This window comes from Castellaniella sp. (assembly GCF_049671645.1).
Lineage (GTDB): Bacteria > Pseudomonadota > Gammaproteobacteria > Burkholderiales > Burkholderiaceae_B > Castellaniella.
Map to the genome: position 1 here is coordinate 1 of NZ_JBATVG010000016.1, position 15,653 is coordinate 15,653.

The 15,653-nt window shown below is 65.8% G+C and carries 15 protein-coding genes; 1 reads left to right on the forward strand and 14 read right to left on the reverse strand.

What is annotated here, in order from left to right; genetic code table 11:
* Positions 1 to 249 (reverse strand): FAD-binding oxidoreductase (locus WBG56_RS07495; protein WP_424266850.1); only part of this gene is annotated, 249 nt, incomplete at its 3' end.
* Between the two features lie 143 nt (positions 250 to 392).
* Between WBG56_RS07495 and WBG56_RS07500 the strand changes: the two genes are divergently transcribed.
* Positions 393 to 1,778: a phosphomannomutase/phosphoglucomutase gene (locus tag WBG56_RS07500; protein WP_424266852.1), complete on the forward strand. Its 1,386-nt coding sequence runs from the start codon at positions 393 to 395 to the stop codon at positions 1,776 to 1,778.
* A 21-nt stretch (positions 1,779 to 1,799) separates the two neighbouring features.
* Here the strand turns inward: WBG56_RS07500 and WBG56_RS07505 are convergent, their stop codons facing one another.
* From WBG56_RS07505 to WBG56_RS07565, 13 genes are read right to left on the reverse strand one after another with little or no spacing between them, the layout of a single operon-like run.
* Positions 1,800 to 2,657: an isocitrate lyase/PEP mutase family protein gene (locus WBG56_RS07505; RefSeq protein ID WP_424266854.1), complete on the reverse strand. Its 858-nt coding sequence runs from the start codon at positions 2,655 to 2,657 to the stop codon at positions 1,800 to 1,802.
* A 12-nt stretch (positions 2,658 to 2,669) separates the two neighbouring features.
* Complete coding sequence (locus tag WBG56_RS07510; protein ID WP_424266856.1) at positions 2,670 to 4,082, reverse strand: FAD-dependent oxidoreductase; 1,413 nt, start codon at positions 4,080 to 4,082, stop codon at positions 2,670 to 2,672.
* Entirely contained in the window at positions 4,079 to 4,687 is a 609-nt protein-coding gene (locus WBG56_RS07515; RefSeq protein WP_424266858.1) for a cysteine hydrolase family protein, read from the reverse strand. The genes WBG56_RS07510 and WBG56_RS07515 overlap by 4 nt, the downstream gene beginning before the upstream one ends.
* 3 nt (positions 4,688 to 4,690) lie before the next feature.
* A complete protein-coding gene (locus tag WBG56_RS07520; RefSeq protein ID WP_424266860.1) occupies positions 4,691 to 6,745 on the reverse strand; it encodes a hydantoinase/oxoprolinase family protein in 2,055 nt (684 codons plus the stop codon).
* Positions 6,742 to 8,415 carry a hydantoinase B/oxoprolinase family protein gene (locus WBG56_RS07525; RefSeq protein ID WP_424266862.1) on the reverse strand — a complete coding sequence of 558 codons (1,674 nt, stop codon included), beginning with the start codon at positions 8,413 to 8,415 and terminating at the stop codon, positions 6,742 to 6,744. The genes WBG56_RS07520 and WBG56_RS07525 overlap by 4 nt, the downstream gene beginning before the upstream one ends.
* A 10-nt stretch (positions 8,416 to 8,425) precedes the next feature.
* Complete coding sequence (locus WBG56_RS07530) at positions 8,426 to 8,926, reverse strand: 3-isopropylmalate dehydratase (protein ID WP_424266864.1); 501 nt, start codon at positions 8,924 to 8,926, stop codon at positions 8,426 to 8,428.
* Complete coding sequence (locus tag WBG56_RS07535) at positions 8,923 to 10,191, reverse strand: 3-isopropylmalate dehydratase large subunit (RefSeq protein WP_424267030.1); 1,269 nt, start codon at positions 10,189 to 10,191, stop codon at positions 8,923 to 8,925. The genes WBG56_RS07530 and WBG56_RS07535 overlap by 4 nt, the downstream gene beginning before the upstream one ends.
* 2 nt (positions 10,192 to 10,193) lie before the next feature.
* The gene (locus WBG56_RS07540) at positions 10,194 to 10,904 is read right to left on the reverse strand and encodes an ABC transporter ATP-binding protein (RefSeq protein WP_424266866.1); all 711 of its coding nucleotides are present in this window, start codon (positions 10,902 to 10,904) and stop codon (positions 10,194 to 10,196) included.
* Entirely contained in the window at positions 10,901 to 11,656 is a 756-nt protein-coding gene (locus WBG56_RS07545) for an ABC transporter ATP-binding protein (RefSeq protein WP_424266868.1), read from the reverse strand. The genes WBG56_RS07540 and WBG56_RS07545 overlap by 4 nt, the downstream gene beginning before the upstream one ends.
* Entirely contained in the window at positions 11,649 to 12,620 is a 972-nt protein-coding gene (locus WBG56_RS07550) for a branched-chain amino acid ABC transporter permease (protein WP_424266870.1), read from the reverse strand. The genes WBG56_RS07545 and WBG56_RS07550 overlap by 8 nt, the downstream gene beginning before the upstream one ends.
* A 5-nt stretch (positions 12,621 to 12,625) precedes the next feature.
* A complete protein-coding gene (locus WBG56_RS07555) occupies positions 12,626 to 13,498 on the reverse strand; it encodes a branched-chain amino acid ABC transporter permease (RefSeq protein ID WP_424266872.1) in 873 nt (290 codons plus the stop codon).
* A gap of 8 nt (positions 13,499 to 13,506) precedes the next feature.
* Positions 13,507 to 14,712, reverse strand: a complete 1,206-nt coding sequence (locus WBG56_RS07560; RefSeq protein WP_424266874.1) for an ABC transporter substrate-binding protein — start codon at positions 14,710 to 14,712, stop codon at positions 13,507 to 13,509.
* 18 nt (positions 14,713 to 14,730) lie between these two features.
* Positions 14,731 to 15,528, reverse strand: a complete 798-nt coding sequence (locus WBG56_RS07565) for a GntR family transcriptional regulator (protein WP_424266876.1) — start codon at positions 15,526 to 15,528, stop codon at positions 14,731 to 14,733.
* Between the last annotated feature and the right edge of the window lie 125 nt (positions 15,529 to 15,653).

The following is a 15,653-nucleotide window of genomic DNA, read 5'->3' on the forward strand; positions in this document are numbered from 1 at the left end:
GCCGCCGGAATCGTCGGGCGTCGCCCCGCCGCACAGGCCCGTATTGCCCCCCTGGGGAATCACCGGCACCCCGGCCTGGGCGCAATAGCGCATGACCGCCGCGACTTCGTCCGTGCTGCCCGGCCGCGCCACGGCCAGGGCCAGGCCCCGATAGCGTTCGCGCCAATCGATCTCGTAGGACCGGGCATCCGACCCGGTCAGAACGTGCGATGCGCCAACCGCCGCCCGCAAAGCATCCAGATGATCCATGAACTGACAATCCCGTAAGCTGTGCCAAGAGGCCTTCATTGTAATCGGCGATAATGGACGATGCCGCCGCCCCGGCACGCCCGGCAGGGCTTTCGGGAGCCGCCGGCCGCGACCCTGCTGCCCACTTTCGCCCGAGATCCGCCGTGTCCACTTCATTTCCTGAGTCCGTCTTCAAAGCCTACGACATCCGGGGCACGGTTCCCGACCAGTTGAACGACGTATTCGCCTACACCCTGGGCCTGGCGCTGGCCGCCCAGGCCCGCCTGGAAAACGTCCGCAGCCTGGTGATCGGCCACGACGGCCGGCTCAGCAGCCCGAACCTGTCGTCGGCCTTGCAGGCCGGTTTGCACGCGGGCGGCATCGACACGGTGGATCTGGGTCTGGTGCATACTCCGCTGGTGTATTTCGCCGCTCACCTGGACGGCAGCGGCTCGGGCGTGGCCATCACGGGCAGCCACAATCCGCCCGACTACAACGGCTTCAAGCTGATGATGGGCGGCCGCACCCTGCATGGCGAGGGCATCCAGGCGCTGCGCGCCCGCATGGCCGACATCCAGCCGCCGCAGGGCGCGACCCCGGGCCGGGCGCAATCCCGGGACCTGATCGACACCTACGTGCAACGCATCGCCGACCACGTGCGGCTGGCCCGCCCCCTGCGCATTGCCATCGACTGCGGCAACGGCGTGGGCGCCGTGGCCGCCGGACGCCTGTTCCGCGCCCTGGGCTGCACGGTGGACGAGCTGTTCTGCACGGTGGACGGGCATTTCCCCAATCACCACCCGGACCCGGCCGAACCCAAGAATCTGCAGGATCTGATCGACCATCTGCAGCGCACCGACTGCGACATCGGCCTGGCCTTCGACGGCGACGCCGACCGCCTGGGAGTCGTGACGAAATCGGGCCAGATCATCTGGCCCGACCGCCAGATGATCCTGTTCGCCCGGGACATCCTGCAGCGCGAACCCGGCGCCCCCATCATCTTCGACGTGAAATGCAGCCGTCACCTGGGGCAGGCCGTCCGCGACGCGGGCGGCGTCCCGCAGATGTCCCAGACGGGCCACTCCCTGATCAAGGCCCGCCTGGCCGAAACCGGCGCGCCGCTGGCCGGCGAAATGAGCGGCCACATCTTCTTCAAGGAACGCTGGTACGGCTTCGACGATGGGCTCTATGCCGGCGCGCGCCTGCTGGAAATCCTGTCGCGCAGCGACAACCCCAGCCAGTTGCTGGAAGCCCTGCCCCAGGGCCTGTCCACCCCCGAACTGAAACTGCCCATGGCCGAGGGCGAACCGCACGCTTTCGTCCGCCGACTGCAAACCGAAGGCCGCTTTCCCACCGCCCGGGACCGCATCACCATCGACGGCATTCGCGCCGAATACGCCGACGGCTTCGGCCTGGCCCGGGCGTCGAACACGACCCCCGTGGTGGTGCTGCGCTTCGAAGGCGATACGCCTGAAGCCCTGTCACGGATCCAGGCGGAATTCCGCGACGCGATCCACGCCCTGCTGCCGGGACGGGAACTGCCGTTCTGAAGACCCTGCGCGCTGGGGGTGTCAACCGCCATAACGCCGCCCCTGCGCCAATAGCTCCGGCGTGCCGATGACGGCATTCAGGCCATCGAAGTCCAGCATGCCGTCCTTCCAGGGTTGGGTGGAGCCATGCTGGAGCAAGCTGCCGTAATACGCCTGCAATGTGTGCGCCACGGCTCGTGCCGTCCCTCCCGGAAAGATGACGATGCGAAAGCCCAGCGCCGCCAGTGCATCGACGCTCTGCACAGGGGTCTTGCCGCCCTCGACCATGTTCGCCAGAAGCGGGACGCGGGCGGCAAAGCGTTCACAGGCGACCCGCATCTGCTCCGGCGTGCGCAAGGCTTCGATGAACAGCGCATCCGCGCCGGCGTCCAGATAGGACTCCGCCCGATCCAACGCGGCCTCCAGCCCCTCCGCCGCCAGCGCATCCGTCCGCGCCAGAATCAACGTGGATGAGCGGGTCCGCGCATCGACGGCGGCCCGTATCTTTCCGCACATCTCTGCGCCGGGGACGACGGTCTTGCCGTCCAGGTGCCCGCAGCGCTTGGGAAACGTCTGGTCCTCCAGCTGGATCATGGCGGCGCCCGCACGCTCAAAGCCGCGCACCGTGCGCTGCGTGTTCAGCGCATTGCCAAACCCGGTATCGGCATCGACAATGACCGGCGACGACACGCGCTCGGTGATGCGGGCCAGCGCGTCTTCAACCTCGGTATAGGTCGTCAGCCCGATGTCCGAACGACCCAATCGGGTATAGGCGATCGATGCGCCCGACAGATACAAGGCGTCAAATCCGGCCTGTTCGGCCAGCAATGCCGACAGGGCGTCATACACGCCCGGGGCCAGCACGGCGCCGGCGGCCAGCCGATGCTCCAACGTTTTCATGATGTCCAGATCCTAATCCGATGCAATATCCAGGCGCCGCCCAAGCTGCGCGGCCGCCGTGCCCGCGGCGATATACCCCCCGGCCACGGCGCTGAGCAAACCATTGCCCGATAGATAGCCCGATACGTCGTTGCCCGACACCCCCCGGGCGGCCCCGCCGGCAGCCAGCAGATTGGGAAACGGCAGGCCCCCGTCGCCCAGAACACGGCACTGCGCATCGATGTCCAGGCCGCCTTGCGTATGGAACAGGGCGCCCGTCACTTTGACGACGTAATAAGGCGCACTCAGGCCCCGCTCAAAATGGCGGCCATAGGGGTCCACGGCCTCCGGGCGGATGGCGCCCAGCGTATGGCTCACAACATCCGCATCACACCCGATGACAGCCGCCAGTTCGGCCAGATCGGCGCAGATCCGCACCGCCCGATTCGACTCCGCCTGCATGAAGTCTGGAAACGCGGACACCAGCGCCCGCGCCTGGCCGTCGAAGACATCCCAGGCGATGCCCCCCGGCTGCGCCAGCACCTGGACGGCCGCTTCGGAATACCCATGCGTTTCATCGTGAAAGCGCCGGCCATTCCGATTGATCTGGACACCGCCGCCCATCATGACGGCCCAGGACACCAGCACCCCCAGCGGCGTGGCCCAGGAGCCATGTCCCTGATAAGCGCTCAGGTCGGCCAGACGGGCGCCAAGCTGCAATCCCCATTCGATGGCGCTGCCGTCATTGCCGGCATGGCCACCGTAGACGGCATCCTGCATGGCAGGCAGATATCGCCGCACCATGGACGGATTGCCGCCAAAACCGTTACAGGCCAGGATCAGCACGTCGCAGGCGATCACCTCCATCGTCCCGTCGGGGCGCTCACAGGCGACGGCCGATACCCGGTCATGACCATCCACCCAGATCTCGCGGGCCAGCGCGGAGTTCAACAGATACGCACCGGCATCGGTCGCCACCCGCGCCAGGGCGGCGACCAGGGCAGCCCCCGTGCGTTCGGGCAAGGTATGCATGCGGCGAGCGGTATGCCCCGGGTACAGGAAACCATCCAGCACTTCGAATGCCAGGCCGTGGCGCGCAAGCTCGTCCATCGCCGGCGCCGCCGCGTCCGTGTAGGCGGCCACCAGATGCGCCGCCGCCGCGCCGCCGGCCTTGGCCTGAATGTCGGCCGCGAAACGCCGGGCGTCGTCCTCGATGCCTGCCGCCCGCTGCACGGCGGAACCGGCCGCAGGAATGAAACCGGACGAGAGCGCCGACGATCCGCCGGGCGCGGCATCACGCTCGATCAGCACCGTATCGATACCGCTTCCTGCCAAACGCAGCGCCGCCGTCAAACCACAGGCGCCGGCGCCGATGATGACAACGGGAACGCGCATCGCCCCGGGGTCCGGCGCCATCCCCTTGCGAACCAGCGGCTGCGCGCTCATGGCGTCAGCCTATCCAGAATGTCCTGGCACAACGCAATATCCGCCACAGTCCTCAGGTCCGCCAACGCGGCCTCGTGCTGGGCGACGGTAGGCGCGGCGCACCCGTCCGCCAACACAGTGACGTGGTAGTCGCGCATATGGGCATCGCGCACGGTACTGGCGACGCCGCCGTTGGTCACGATACCGGCGACGACCAGACTGGAGATGCCGGCACGGCGCAATACCCAGTCCAACTGGGTATTGAAGAAGGCCGAATACGCCACCTTCCAGACGGAAACATCCACCAGGCCATCCAGTTCCGCCACGTTCGCATGGCCGGCCGACCCGGCGGCGAAATCGCCTTTCGCGAGGAATGGACGCAACTGTTTCAAATGCGGCGAGATCATGGGTTCGCCGCCCGCATCCGGCCACAGCGTGAATTGGCTGGCGGCGACAAAGCCCCCCCGGGCCTTCAGCGCCCGGGCCACGGGCGCCACCCGCGCGGGCAAGGCGCGCGCCTGCGGGCTGACGGCGCCGCCCCGGTGATACGCGCCCCCCGGCGCCAGGAAATCGTTCTGCAGATCAATGACGACCAGGGCGGTTTTGCGAGGATCCAATGCATCCATGGCTCACTCCTGAGGCGTTGACCGGGAGACCAGCAGATTGCCCAGCGCGTCGACGCTGCCGAAAAACCCCGGCTCGATCCAGATCGTCGTATCCGCCTGCTCCAGGATCGCCGGGCCGTCCACCCTGGCGCCCACCGGCAAATCCAGGCGCGCGTAACGCACGGCGTCATGCCACCTCCCCGCGTGATACACCGCCTGGACGCCCAGCGCGGCAGGCATGTCCCGAGCGGTCGGCGCCAGCAGCGCCAAGTCGAACTTGGGACGCCGGCCGATACGCGCATACCGGAGATTCAGGATGCGCACTGGAATGCCGCTGAGACTACGTCCAAAGGCGGCCTGATAGGCCCGATCAAATGCGGCGGCAATCCCCGTCCGTTTCAGGGCGGAACGACCGACATCCACGGAAACAGTGTGGCTTTGCCCCACATACAACATATCCAGCTCGATACTTTCGCAAACCCCCTCGAAGGCCACGCCGGCGGAATCGAGCCGCGCCTGACACCCCTGCGCCAACTCATCGATCCGGTTCAACAAATCATCCTCATCCAGCGCGTCCAGGGCGACATTCAAAGTCTGCACGCTGTCATGCCGCATATCCGCCATCACGCAGCCCAGGGCCGACGTGACGCCTGGAAAGCGAGGCACGATCCCGTGGGCGGTGCCCACTTCGTTCATCATGGCGCACACATGCAGGGCGCCGCCGCCGCCAAACGGCATATAGGCGAACTTGCGCGGATCATGCCCCCGCTCGATGGAGACCAGCCGGATGGCGCCCGCCATCTTGGCATTGGCCACGGTCAGGACCGCTTCCGCAGCGGCATACATGTCCAATCCCAAGGGCTGCGCCACGTGCTCCGTGATCGCCGCGCCCGCCAGACCGGCGTCCATGGCGTTCAACAGGCCGCCTCCCAAGGGGCGATCCGCGGCGATGCGGCCCAGCAGCACATTGGCGTCCGTCACCGTCGGCCGGGTATTGCCGCGACCATAGCAGGCCGGGCCGGGGTTGCTGCCGGCGGACTCGGGTCCCACCTGCAGCAGGCCGCCCGCATCCACGCTGGCGATCGATCCGCCGCCCGCGCCGATAGTTTCGATCTGAATCATCGGCGCCCGCACGACCATGCCGAAATCGATGGCGGTCTGCGCCGCCAGCGATGCCTCGCCATCCGCCACCAGCGAGACATCAAACGACGTGCCGCCCATATCCCCGGTCACGACATTCGGGAAACCGGCCGCGCGCGCGATGGCCGCACACGCAATCACGCCGGCGGCAGGCCCGGACAGCGCCGTGCGAACCGGCACGTGGCAGGCCGTCTCGCGCGACATGACCCCGCCATTGCTCTGCACGATCAGCAGCTCTCCCTTGAAGCCCTGGCCCTGCAGGTCCTGCTCCAGGCGATTCAGATAACTGCCCACCACCGGCTGCAGCACCGCATTCAGCACGGCGGTGGAGCACCGTTCGAATTCCCGGATCTCCGGCAGCACCTCGGACGCGGCGGTGACGTTGTCGTTCGGCCAGATCTCGCGCACCTTGGCCACAGCCAGGGCTTCGTTGACCGAATTGGCATAGGCATTGATGAAAAACACGCACACGGCTTCGCATCCCTGATCCAACAGGGCGCGCGCCGCCGCTTCGACCTGAATCAGATCCACCGGCGTATGCACCGTGCCATCCGCCAGGACGCGTTCGCTCACTTCCAGACGCAGGTCCCGCGGCACCACCGGTTCATAGTTGCCGCGCAGGCCCCAGGTCTGCGGCCGATCGCGCCGACGCATCTCCAGCACATCCCGAAAACCGGCCGATGTGATGATGCCCGTACGCGCCACCTTGCGCTCCAGAAGCGCGTTGGTGCCCACCGTCGTGCCATGCACGATGGTGGCGATATCGTCGGCGCCATCGGCGATCTGCGCCACGCCATTCATGAAGCCGCGCGCCTCCTCGCCCCGGGTCGAGGGCACCTTGACCACGCGCGCGGAACCGCCTTTTCCATCCAGCACGAACAGGTCCGTAAAGGTACCGCCCACGTCCACGCCAACGACCAACCCCTGCCCTGCGTTCATGCCGACTGCTCCTTCAAACCCTCATCACTGACGTAGCCCATCCTGCGATCATGCTCCCGCGCCGCCGCAGTGCGGCGGGCTGGATCCCCGTATCCGCCGCCACCCGGCGTTTCGAGACGCACTCGTTCCCCCCGCTTCAACTGGATGCCCAGCATCTTCGACCGCATGGGCGGAACGCGCCATTCGCCATCCTGCTGATAGCGGAACACGTTCAAGGCGGCGGCCCCGCCCCCGACGATGCCTTTGGGGGCGCTGCGCCCCCGTTCGCCGAAAATGAACGCCTCGGCCGATTCTTCGAGGACTTCGATTTCATAGATCGCGCCCAGGCCGCCGCGATGGGCGCCATCGCCGGCCGAGTCCGGCCTCAGCGCCCATTGCGTGAAGCGCACTGGATACGCGGCCTCCAGGATTTCCAGAGGCGGAATGGTGGCGGTCGAAATGGGGGCGTTGCCATGACTCAAGCCGTCTCCGTCCGAATGGCCCCCATGGCCGCCGCCAAAGAAGCTGAACATCACCCAGCGCTGGCCTTTGCGGGCGGGATCGGTGCGGTAGCCCGCGATCGACAAGGCATTGATGGTGCCGTAGGCCTGCGCCATCGCGCGCTCCGGCGCCGCCTGGGCCATCGCGCAGAAAATGACGTCGATCATTCTCAGGATGGTTTCGGTATAGCCGCCGACCGGACGCGGCCGGTCGGCGGAAATCAACAGCCCATCGGGCAACACGACGTCCACCGCATCCAGCACGCCCGCATTGGCCGGCACATCGGGAAAGAGGTGCTTCAGCGCGACATAGCACGCGGCAATCGCCGTTGCCCGGGAGATATTCACAGGCCCGGCGCAGGCGGGCGATGTCCCGGAAAAATCCAATGCCAGCCGCCCATCCGCGATCTTCAAGCGCAGTGCGATGCGCAGCGGCTCATCGCGGACTCCATCGTTGTCCAGCAGATCCTCGAAGGCATATTCGCCGTCGGGCAATGCGGCGATATGATCCCGCATCAGACGGCGCGCGCGCTCACGCAGGGTATCCAGCGTTTCCAGCACGGTGACATCGCCATACTCGCCCAATAAACCGTCCAGGCGGCGGGCGCCCAGGTCCAGGGCAGCCAACTGGCCGTTCAGATCACCCCATAGGCTGTTCGGCAACCGGGTATTGGCCTTCAGGATGGCCAACACGTCCGGGTCCAGCGTTCCGGCGCGCACGATACGCACCGGCGGAATCTGGACCGCTTCCTGCCAGCATTCGGTGGCTGCCGGGTTGTAATTGCCGGGCACCGCGCCGCCGACATCGTGCCAGTGGGCGGCCGAGGCCAGAAAGCAGAACAGCCGGCCATCCCTGAACACAGGCCGCACCAGCTTGAAATCATTGGCGTGCGTGCCTCCCTCGTAGGGATCGTTGAACAACCAGACATCCCCATCGACCATGCCGCCGCGCTCGGAGGCTGCATTCGCGGCCGCCTTGACCGCAAACGCCATCGCGCCCACGAAGACCGGAAGCCCCGATTTCCCCTGGATCAGGGTCGCGCCGGTCCGGGCATCGTACATGCCATGGCACGCATCATGAGCCTCGGCGATGATGGGATTGAACGCGCTGCGATACAAGGTCGCGTCCATTTCGTCGGCGATCTGTTCCAGGCGGCCCTTCAGAACCGCCAGGGTGACGGGATCAAGCATGATGTTCTTCCTAAGAGAGTTGACGCTGCTTGAGCACGTTCAGCAGCCCGCCGGCTGCGACCATGTCCAAGAGAAACGCCGGAACCGCCTCGCACTGCAATTCGGCGGGCTCGGCGGCCGGACGCGCGATACGCCCCGCCATCGGGTCGAATGCGATCCGTTCGCCTTCGGCCAGGACCTCGGCTTGCCCGCAGGTCAGCAACAGCAAGCCGACATTGAATGCATTGCGAAAAAACAGGCCGCCGAAAGAAGGCGCGATGACGGCGGCCACCCCCAGCCGGACCAAAGCCGCCGCCGCCTGCTCCCGCGATGAGCCGATCCCGAAATTGTGGCCTGCCACCAGGACGTCGCCCGGCCGGACTTCTGCCGCGAATTCAGGCCTGACCCGCTGCAGGCAATGGCGCGCAATCTCTTCGATGCCGAACTTCATATAGGCGCCGGGGGCCAGCGCGTCCGTGTCGATATCCGCCCCAACCCGCCAGACGCGGTGCGTTGCGATCTGATCCGTCATGCGATGAACTCCCGAGGGTCGCTGATCGTCCCGCGCACCGCCGAAGCCGCGACGGTATAGGGAGACGCCAGGAACACCTGGGCCGTTTCGGAGCCCATGCGGCCCTTGAAGTTGCGTGCAGTCGTCGAGATGACGCTGGCGCCGTCCGGAATCGAGCCGCCATACCCGGCGCAGGCCCCGCAGGCCGTCGGGAACACCTCGGCGCCCGCATCCCGCAGAATCCGCATCAGCCCCTCGCTCTCGGCCTGCTGCTGATCCTGCTGGCTGGCGGGGGCCACGATCAACCGCATGCCATCGGCCATGCGGCGCCCCTGCAGCACGCGGCTGGCCGCGCGCAGATCTTCCAGCTTCGCTCCGGTGCAAGCGCCAATGTAGGCAAGCTGCACCGGCACTTCCCGATACTGCCCGACATCACGCGCGTTGGCGGGGCTATGCGGCGCCGCAACCTGCGGCGCGAGCGCGGCCGCATCGAAATCATGCCGTTCGGCCTCCGCGCCCGGGTCGCTGCGCCAGCGATCCAGATCGATGTCCTGCTCGACGCCCGCCCCGCGCAAATAGGCCGCGGTCACCCCGTCCGGAGCGATCAGTCCCACCTGCGAACCGAACTCGGCGCTCATATTGCACAGCGTCATGCGCTCTTGCATGGACAGCGCGCGAACCGCTTCGCCGCAGAACTCCACGGCCTGGTAGCGCCCGCCATTCATGCCGAAGCGGCCGATCATGTGCAACATCATGTCCTTGGCCGTGACGCCGGCCGCCAGCCGGCCATGCCACCGCATCATCAAAGTCCTGGGCACCTTGAGCCAGATCTGGCCGGTGACGGCCACGCCCAGCATTTCCGTGCTGCCGATGCCGAACATATAGGCGCCGAACGCCCCCCCGGTGGGAGAATGCGAATCCCCCCCCACGCAGAACATGCCTGGGCGGATATGCCCATGCTGCGGCACGACCACATGGGAAATGCCCACGGAGTCATAGACATTGGGCAGTTGCTGCTCGGATGCCCAGTCGCGCGCAATCTGCACGATCCGCCGCGATTCGGGATCCGACTCCGGCACATAGTGATCGATGACCAACACGATCTTGGAGCGATCCCACAGGGTGGCGCCCAGTTCTTCCAGCATGGGCTGCAAGCGCCTCGGACCGCTGGAGTCGTGAAACATCGCCAGATCCACGGCGCACGTGACGACCTCGCCCTCGGACACGACGGCGCGCCCGCAGGCGGCGGAAATCAGTTTCTGAGCCAGAGTTTGCGACTGCGCCATCATCACATCCCCAGATACGCGCGACGGACATCATCGCTGGCCAACAGATCGGGACAGGCGCCGCTGTAGCGCACCGCTCCGTTTTCCAGGACATAGGCGCGCTGCCCCGTCTCCAGAGACTGGCCCACGTTCTGTTCCACCAGCAAAATGGCCAGGCCATCGTCGTGCAAGCGCCCGATCAGGCTGAACAGATCTTCGACCAACAGAGGAGACAGGCCCAGCGACGGCTCATCCAGGATCAGCAGCCGGGGCTCGGCCATCAAGCCGCGTCCGATCGCCAGCATCTGCTGCTCTCCGCCCGACATGGTGCCCGCCAGTTGCGCCAGGCGTTCCCGCAGCCGGGGAAAGATGGCCAGCACTTTCTCCAGGTTCGCGGCGCGCCGCTGGCGAGCCCGCGCAAAGGACCCCAGTTCCAGGTTCTCGCGCACCGACAGATTGGGGAACACCCGCCGCCCTTCGGGCACCTGGATCAGGCCGGCCTGCACGACCTGGCGATAATGGCGCCCCGAGAGATCCTGCCCATCGAAGAGCACCGTCCCGCCCCACGGCTTGCACAAGCCGCAGATCGTGTTGTTCAACGTCGACTTGCCGGCGCCATTGCTGCCCAGCAGCACGACGATCTCGCCGGCGTCGACATGCAGATCCACCCCCCGCAGCACTTCGACCTGCCCATAGCCGGCGCGCAGGTCGCGGATATCCAGTAGCGCGCTCATCCTTGTTTCTCCTGGGCCGTCAGCCGGGCCGCCGCGCCGTGCCCCAAATAGGCTTCGACCACCACCGGATCGCGAGTCACTTCACCGGGCGTGCCGGAAGCGATCAAGCGCCCCTGCGCCAGGACCCACACGTGCTCGGCCAGGCGCATCACGGCGCGCATCACGTGCTCGATCATCAGGACAGTCACGCCATCCTCGACCAGTTTCTTCACCACGGGAATCATTTCCTCGATTTCGCTGGGGTTGAGCCCCGCCAGCACCTCGTCGAGCAGCAGCAGACGCGGCCGGGTCGCCAGGGCGCGCGCCAGTTCCAGGCGTTTGCGCCCCGCGACTGTCAGGTCCGCGGCGGGCTTATCCAGCGAAGCGTGCAGATTGACGCGGGCGGCCACCGCTTCCGCGACGGCCAGGGCCTCGGATCGATCCGCCACGCGCAGATGCGCGCCCACGGCGATATTCTGGCGCACCGTCTGGGCGCCGAACGGCTGCACCACCTGGAAGGTCCGGGTCAGGCCCAGCCTCGCCGCCTCATGGGGCGCGCAACGCGTGATGTCCCGGCCGGCGAACTGCACCGATCCGGAATCGGGCGCCAGGAAGCCGGACAGCAGGGCGAACAACGTCGTCTTGCCCGCGCCATTAGGGCCGACCAATGCCGTCAAGGATCCCTGCGGGACGGCCAGACTGACATCCTGCACCGCCTTCAGGCCGCCGAACGCAATGGATACATGGTGTGTTTGCAGCAGGATGTCAGGCACGGACGCGCTCCTTGAAAACCAGCAAGCGCCTCACGGACCGGCCGACGCCACTGATGCCGCGCGGCAGGAACATCACGATCACGACCAGCACGACACCATAGATCACCATGCTGATGCCGGGCAGTTCGCCGAACAGATTGCGGGTCAGGTCGGCCAGCGCGTGCAGAACCACAGCGCCCAGCAAGGGCCCCCACAGAGTCCCCAGGCCGCCGACGATGGCGCCGACCAGGGCCTCGACGGAAATTGCCGGACCAAACGCAATCCCCGGATCGATGTACTGGAAGACCTGCACGTAAAACGCCCCGGCGGCCCCCATGAAAGCGGCCGACAGCGCGATCCCGCCCAGCTTGATGCGAAAGGGATCGACGCCGACCGCGCGGGCTGCGTCTTCGTTGTCCCGCACGGCCTGCAGATAGGCGCCAAAGCGGGAATGGCGCAACCAGGCCGTGGCCAGCAGCGCCAGCCAGACGAATCCCAGCATCAGGTAGACATAGCCTCGCCGCGACCCGAACTGCATGTTGGACAGGCCTTCCTGCAAGGGCACCATCAGCCCCATGCCGCCGCCGGTGAACGACACCGAACCCGACAGGATGCGGAAGACTTCCGCAAATGCCAGGGTCACCAGCGCGAAATACGAGCCTTTGAGCCCATAACGGAACGTCAGTCCGCCCATGGCCAGGCCCGACAGCGCTCCCATGCCGACCGCCAGCGGCAACGCCAGCCAGGGGTTCAGTCCCAGAGTCATCTGCCCCAACGCCTGGGCATAGGCGCCCACGCCGAAAAACAGGGCGTGGCCAAAGGACATCTGCCCGCCATAGCCGCCGAGGATATTCCAGGCCTGGGCCAGGAGCGCGGCATAGAGCGCCATCATCAGGAAAGTCAGCCACACCCCCGAATCGATCAGCACCGTCATCGCCAGCGCCGCCGCACCGAACAGGGTTATTGCATAAAGGTCCCGTTTCATCTCGATCACCCCCTGGACCCGAACAAACCCTGCGGACGGAACAGCAGCACGGCAATGAAAATCGCGAATATGCCCATCTGCCCCAGCGAATCACCCAAAAACAAGCCTCCGACCGACTCGACCACGCCGATCAGCAACCCGCCCACGAGCGCGCCGCTGAAACTGCCCATGCCACCCAGCACGACGATGGTGAAGGCGATCAGCACGAAACCGCTGCCCACCTGAGGATTGACGTAGTAGGCGGGCATCAGGAAACAAGCCGCGGCCCCGAGGCACGCCATGCCGATCCCGAAAGACAGCGCGTAGACTTTCTCCACATGGATGCCCATCAACCTGGCGCCCTGTTTCTCGCGGGCCACGGCCCGGATGGCACGCCCCAGGTCGGTACTGTGGATGATCCAGAACAGCACCCCCGCGACAGCCAGCGCACCGCAGAACGCAATGACCTTGGGCAGCGCGATCATGGCCGGGCCGATCGCAACCGTCGACAGGGTGTAGGCCGTGTCGATGGTGCGCGTATCCGACTTGAACCAGACCAGCGCCAGGTTTTCCAGCACGATGGCCAGGCCGAGCGTCACCAGGAGAATGTTCTCATCCTTGCCGTTGCCGGCATGATTGATCACGAACCACTGCAACGCATAGCCCAGCACGAACATGCCGGCGACCACCAGCGGCAGGGCCGCGTAAGGGTCGATGCCCAGGCGGTCCTTCAGCAGATAAACGGCGTACAGCGCCACCATCAACGCCGCGCCATGCGCGAAGTTGATGATGTGCAGCACCCCGTAGATCAAGGTCAGGCCCAGCGCGATCAGGGCATAGACGGCGCCGGTGGTCAGCCCGTTCAGCACGGACGAGAAAAGGATGGAGAAGTCCAGCATGCCGGCGCTCAGGCCTTCAACGGGAAGACGGGATCGACCTGGCGATACTCCTCGGGGAAAATCACCTTGATGTCGCCATCGACCACCTGCGTCAGCAGCGGCCGGGCCCCCGTGTTCTGGCCGTCGACGAACTTGGTAGGCCCATACGGCATCAGATTGGCGTGGAAAGTGCTGGCGGCCAGCGCATCGATGATCGCGGCCCGGTCCGCCGACTTCGCCCGCTCCAGGGCATCGGCCAGCAACAGCACGGCGGTATAGGTCATGAAGACCTCGTAGCTGAAATACGCGCCCTTGGCTTCCACCCGGGCCTTCAGGGGCTGAACGTGCGGGTCCTTGGGATTGAACCAGTGATTGCAGTCGATGATGCCGTTGGCGATATCGGGGAATTCCTTCAGGAACTTGTAGCTGGACGCCGCGCCCCCTAGGACCGAATAGATCGCCTTGGGCTGCACTTTCTGCTGCCGCATGGCGCGCAGCAGCAGGGCGTACTCGTTGTAGTAGTTGGCCGGGATCACGATATCCGGATTCACCGACTTCATCCGCAGCACGATGTTGTTGAAATCCCGCGTGGGGTTCGGATGCTTGACGACTTCCACCACTTCGAACCCGTGCTGCGGCAGCGATTTGGACAGCAACGCGGCCGTGCCGGAACCGAACAGCGAGTCCTCGTGCACGATCATCACCGTCTTGGCGGGCTTGCCTGCGGCATTGTTCAACTCGGCCAGATCCGCGATGGCCCGTTCGCTGCAGATGCGGTAGCCGGGGCCAAACCGGAAGGTGTTTTTCAGGCCGCGCTCGACGATCTGATCCGCCACCCCCACATCCACCACATGAGGCAGATTGTATTTGGCCGCCGTCTGCGTCGTCGCCAGGCAGATTGCCGACGCATACGCGCCCACGATGGCCGACACGCCCGCCTGATTCATTTTCTCCACTTCCGCGGAACCCGCCTCCGGCCGCGATTGAGCGTCGCCCAGCACAGCCTCCAGGAGCGCGCCGCCCAAGGCCTTGATGCCGCCCGCCTTGTTGACATCATCAATGGCCATCAGCGCCCCCAGACGACACTGTTGCCCGGAATAGGCCAAGGCCCCGGTCACGGGATGCAGCACCCCCACTTTCACGGACGCGGCGCCTTGGGAACGAGCAATCCAGGGGGCGGACAAAAGAGCCGCGGCGGCAGCCGACTGATAAAGAAAGGTACGACGCGAATTCATGGAAGATCTCCGAGGGAGTCAATGAAATTGGGCCGATAGCTCTTCGCTGACCCAGACCTTTGCGTCAATGCTGCCGACGCGTGAAAGCTGCAACTGATATTGATAACGATCGGGCCGGTAAAGCCCCAACAACAACTGCACGGGTCGATCATCCATATCGCGCACAACCCGCGTCACGGCCAACAGGGCGGAGCCCACCGACACATCCAGATGACGCGCGACCTGGGCATCCGCCAGACGCGCGGAAATGGTCTGCGTCGCGCCGCCGAATTCCACCCCGGCCGCTTCCAGCAGCATCAGCAGCGGTTCGCGCTGCAGGTCGTCTCGAGTGAACTCGGCCACGGCTTGCGGTACATAGGTGGTGATATAAGACAGAGGCCCCGCATCGGTGCTGCGGACGCGCAAACTCTTGTAGACCGGCGTGCCAGGAGCGATGCAGAGCGCCTCCGCCACGCTGGGAGAGGCGGACACCAACGCGCTGTCGATCACCTGCACGGAGGTGCGCAGCCCCATATTGACGATGTTTTCCAGCAGGCCCGTCAGGTGCGCCCTTTGCTGTTTGTCGGCATTCGGGATGCCGCCGACGCCCGAGACGCCAGGCACGGGCCGCGTCCCCAGGCCGGGCCGGCGCGACACCAAGCCATCCGCCACCAGCATCTCCATCGCCCTGCGGATGGTAATGCGCGCCACATTGAACTGGCCGGCCAGGGCATGTTCGCCCGGCACGCCATCCTGATCGAAACGCCCTTCCTGCAACTGCTCACGCAAGATGAGGTAGATCTGGTGATATTTCGGAAGCGGTAGTGAAGTTCCCATGAAGAGAACTTTATGGATGTCCTAATGTACCGTCAATGGAACAAATATGCTTATCAGTTGTTCCATCGGGAAAACACTGAGCCGATGTCGACTATTCCAGCGCGACACCCCGATCGCCCGATGCC

Coding starts and splice junctions, on each gene's coding strand:
- WBG56_RS07560 (WP_424266874.1), bottom strand. CDS start 14,712: ATGAATTCGCGTCGTACCTTTCTTTATCAGTCGGCTGCCGCCGCGGCT.
- WBG56_RS07510 (WP_424266856.1), bottom strand. CDS start 4,082: ATGAGCGCGCAGCCGCTGGTTCGCAAGGGGATGGCGCCGGACCCCGGG.
- WBG56_RS07520 (WP_424266860.1), bottom strand. CDS start 6,745: ATGAACGCAGGGCAGGGGTTGGTCGTTGGCGTGGACGTGGGCGGTACC.
- WBG56_RS07515 (WP_424266858.1), bottom strand. CDS start 4,687: ATGGATGCATTGGATCCTCGCAAAACCGCCCTGGTCGTCATTGATCTG.
- WBG56_RS07565 (WP_424266876.1), bottom strand. CDS start 15,528: ATGGGAACTTCACTACCGCTTCCGAAATATCACCAGATCTACCTCATC.
- WBG56_RS07525 (WP_424266862.1), bottom strand. CDS start 8,415: ATGCTTGATCCCGTCACCCTGGCGGTTCTGAAGGGCCGCCTGGAACAG.
- WBG56_RS07540 (WP_424266866.1), bottom strand. CDS start 10,904: ATGAGCGCGCTACTGGATATCCGCGACCTGCGCGCCGGCTATGGGCAG.
- WBG56_RS07530 (WP_424266864.1), bottom strand. CDS start 8,926: ATGACGGATCAGATCGCAACGCACCGCGTCTGGCGGGTTGGGGCGGAT.
- WBG56_RS07535 (WP_424267030.1), bottom strand. CDS start 10,191: ATGGCGCAGTCGCAAACTCTGGCTCAGAAACTGATTTCCGCCGCCTGC.
- WBG56_RS07550 (WP_424266870.1), bottom strand. CDS start 12,620: ATGAAACGGGACCTTTATGCAATAACCCTGTTCGGTGCGGCGGCGCTG.
- WBG56_RS07505 (WP_424266854.1), bottom strand. CDS start 2,657: ATGAAAACGTTGGAGCATCGGCTGGCCGCCGGCGCCGTGCTGGCCCCG.
- WBG56_RS07555 (WP_424266872.1), bottom strand. CDS start 13,498: ATGCTGGACTTCTCCATCCTTTTCTCGTCCGTGCTGAACGGGCTGACC.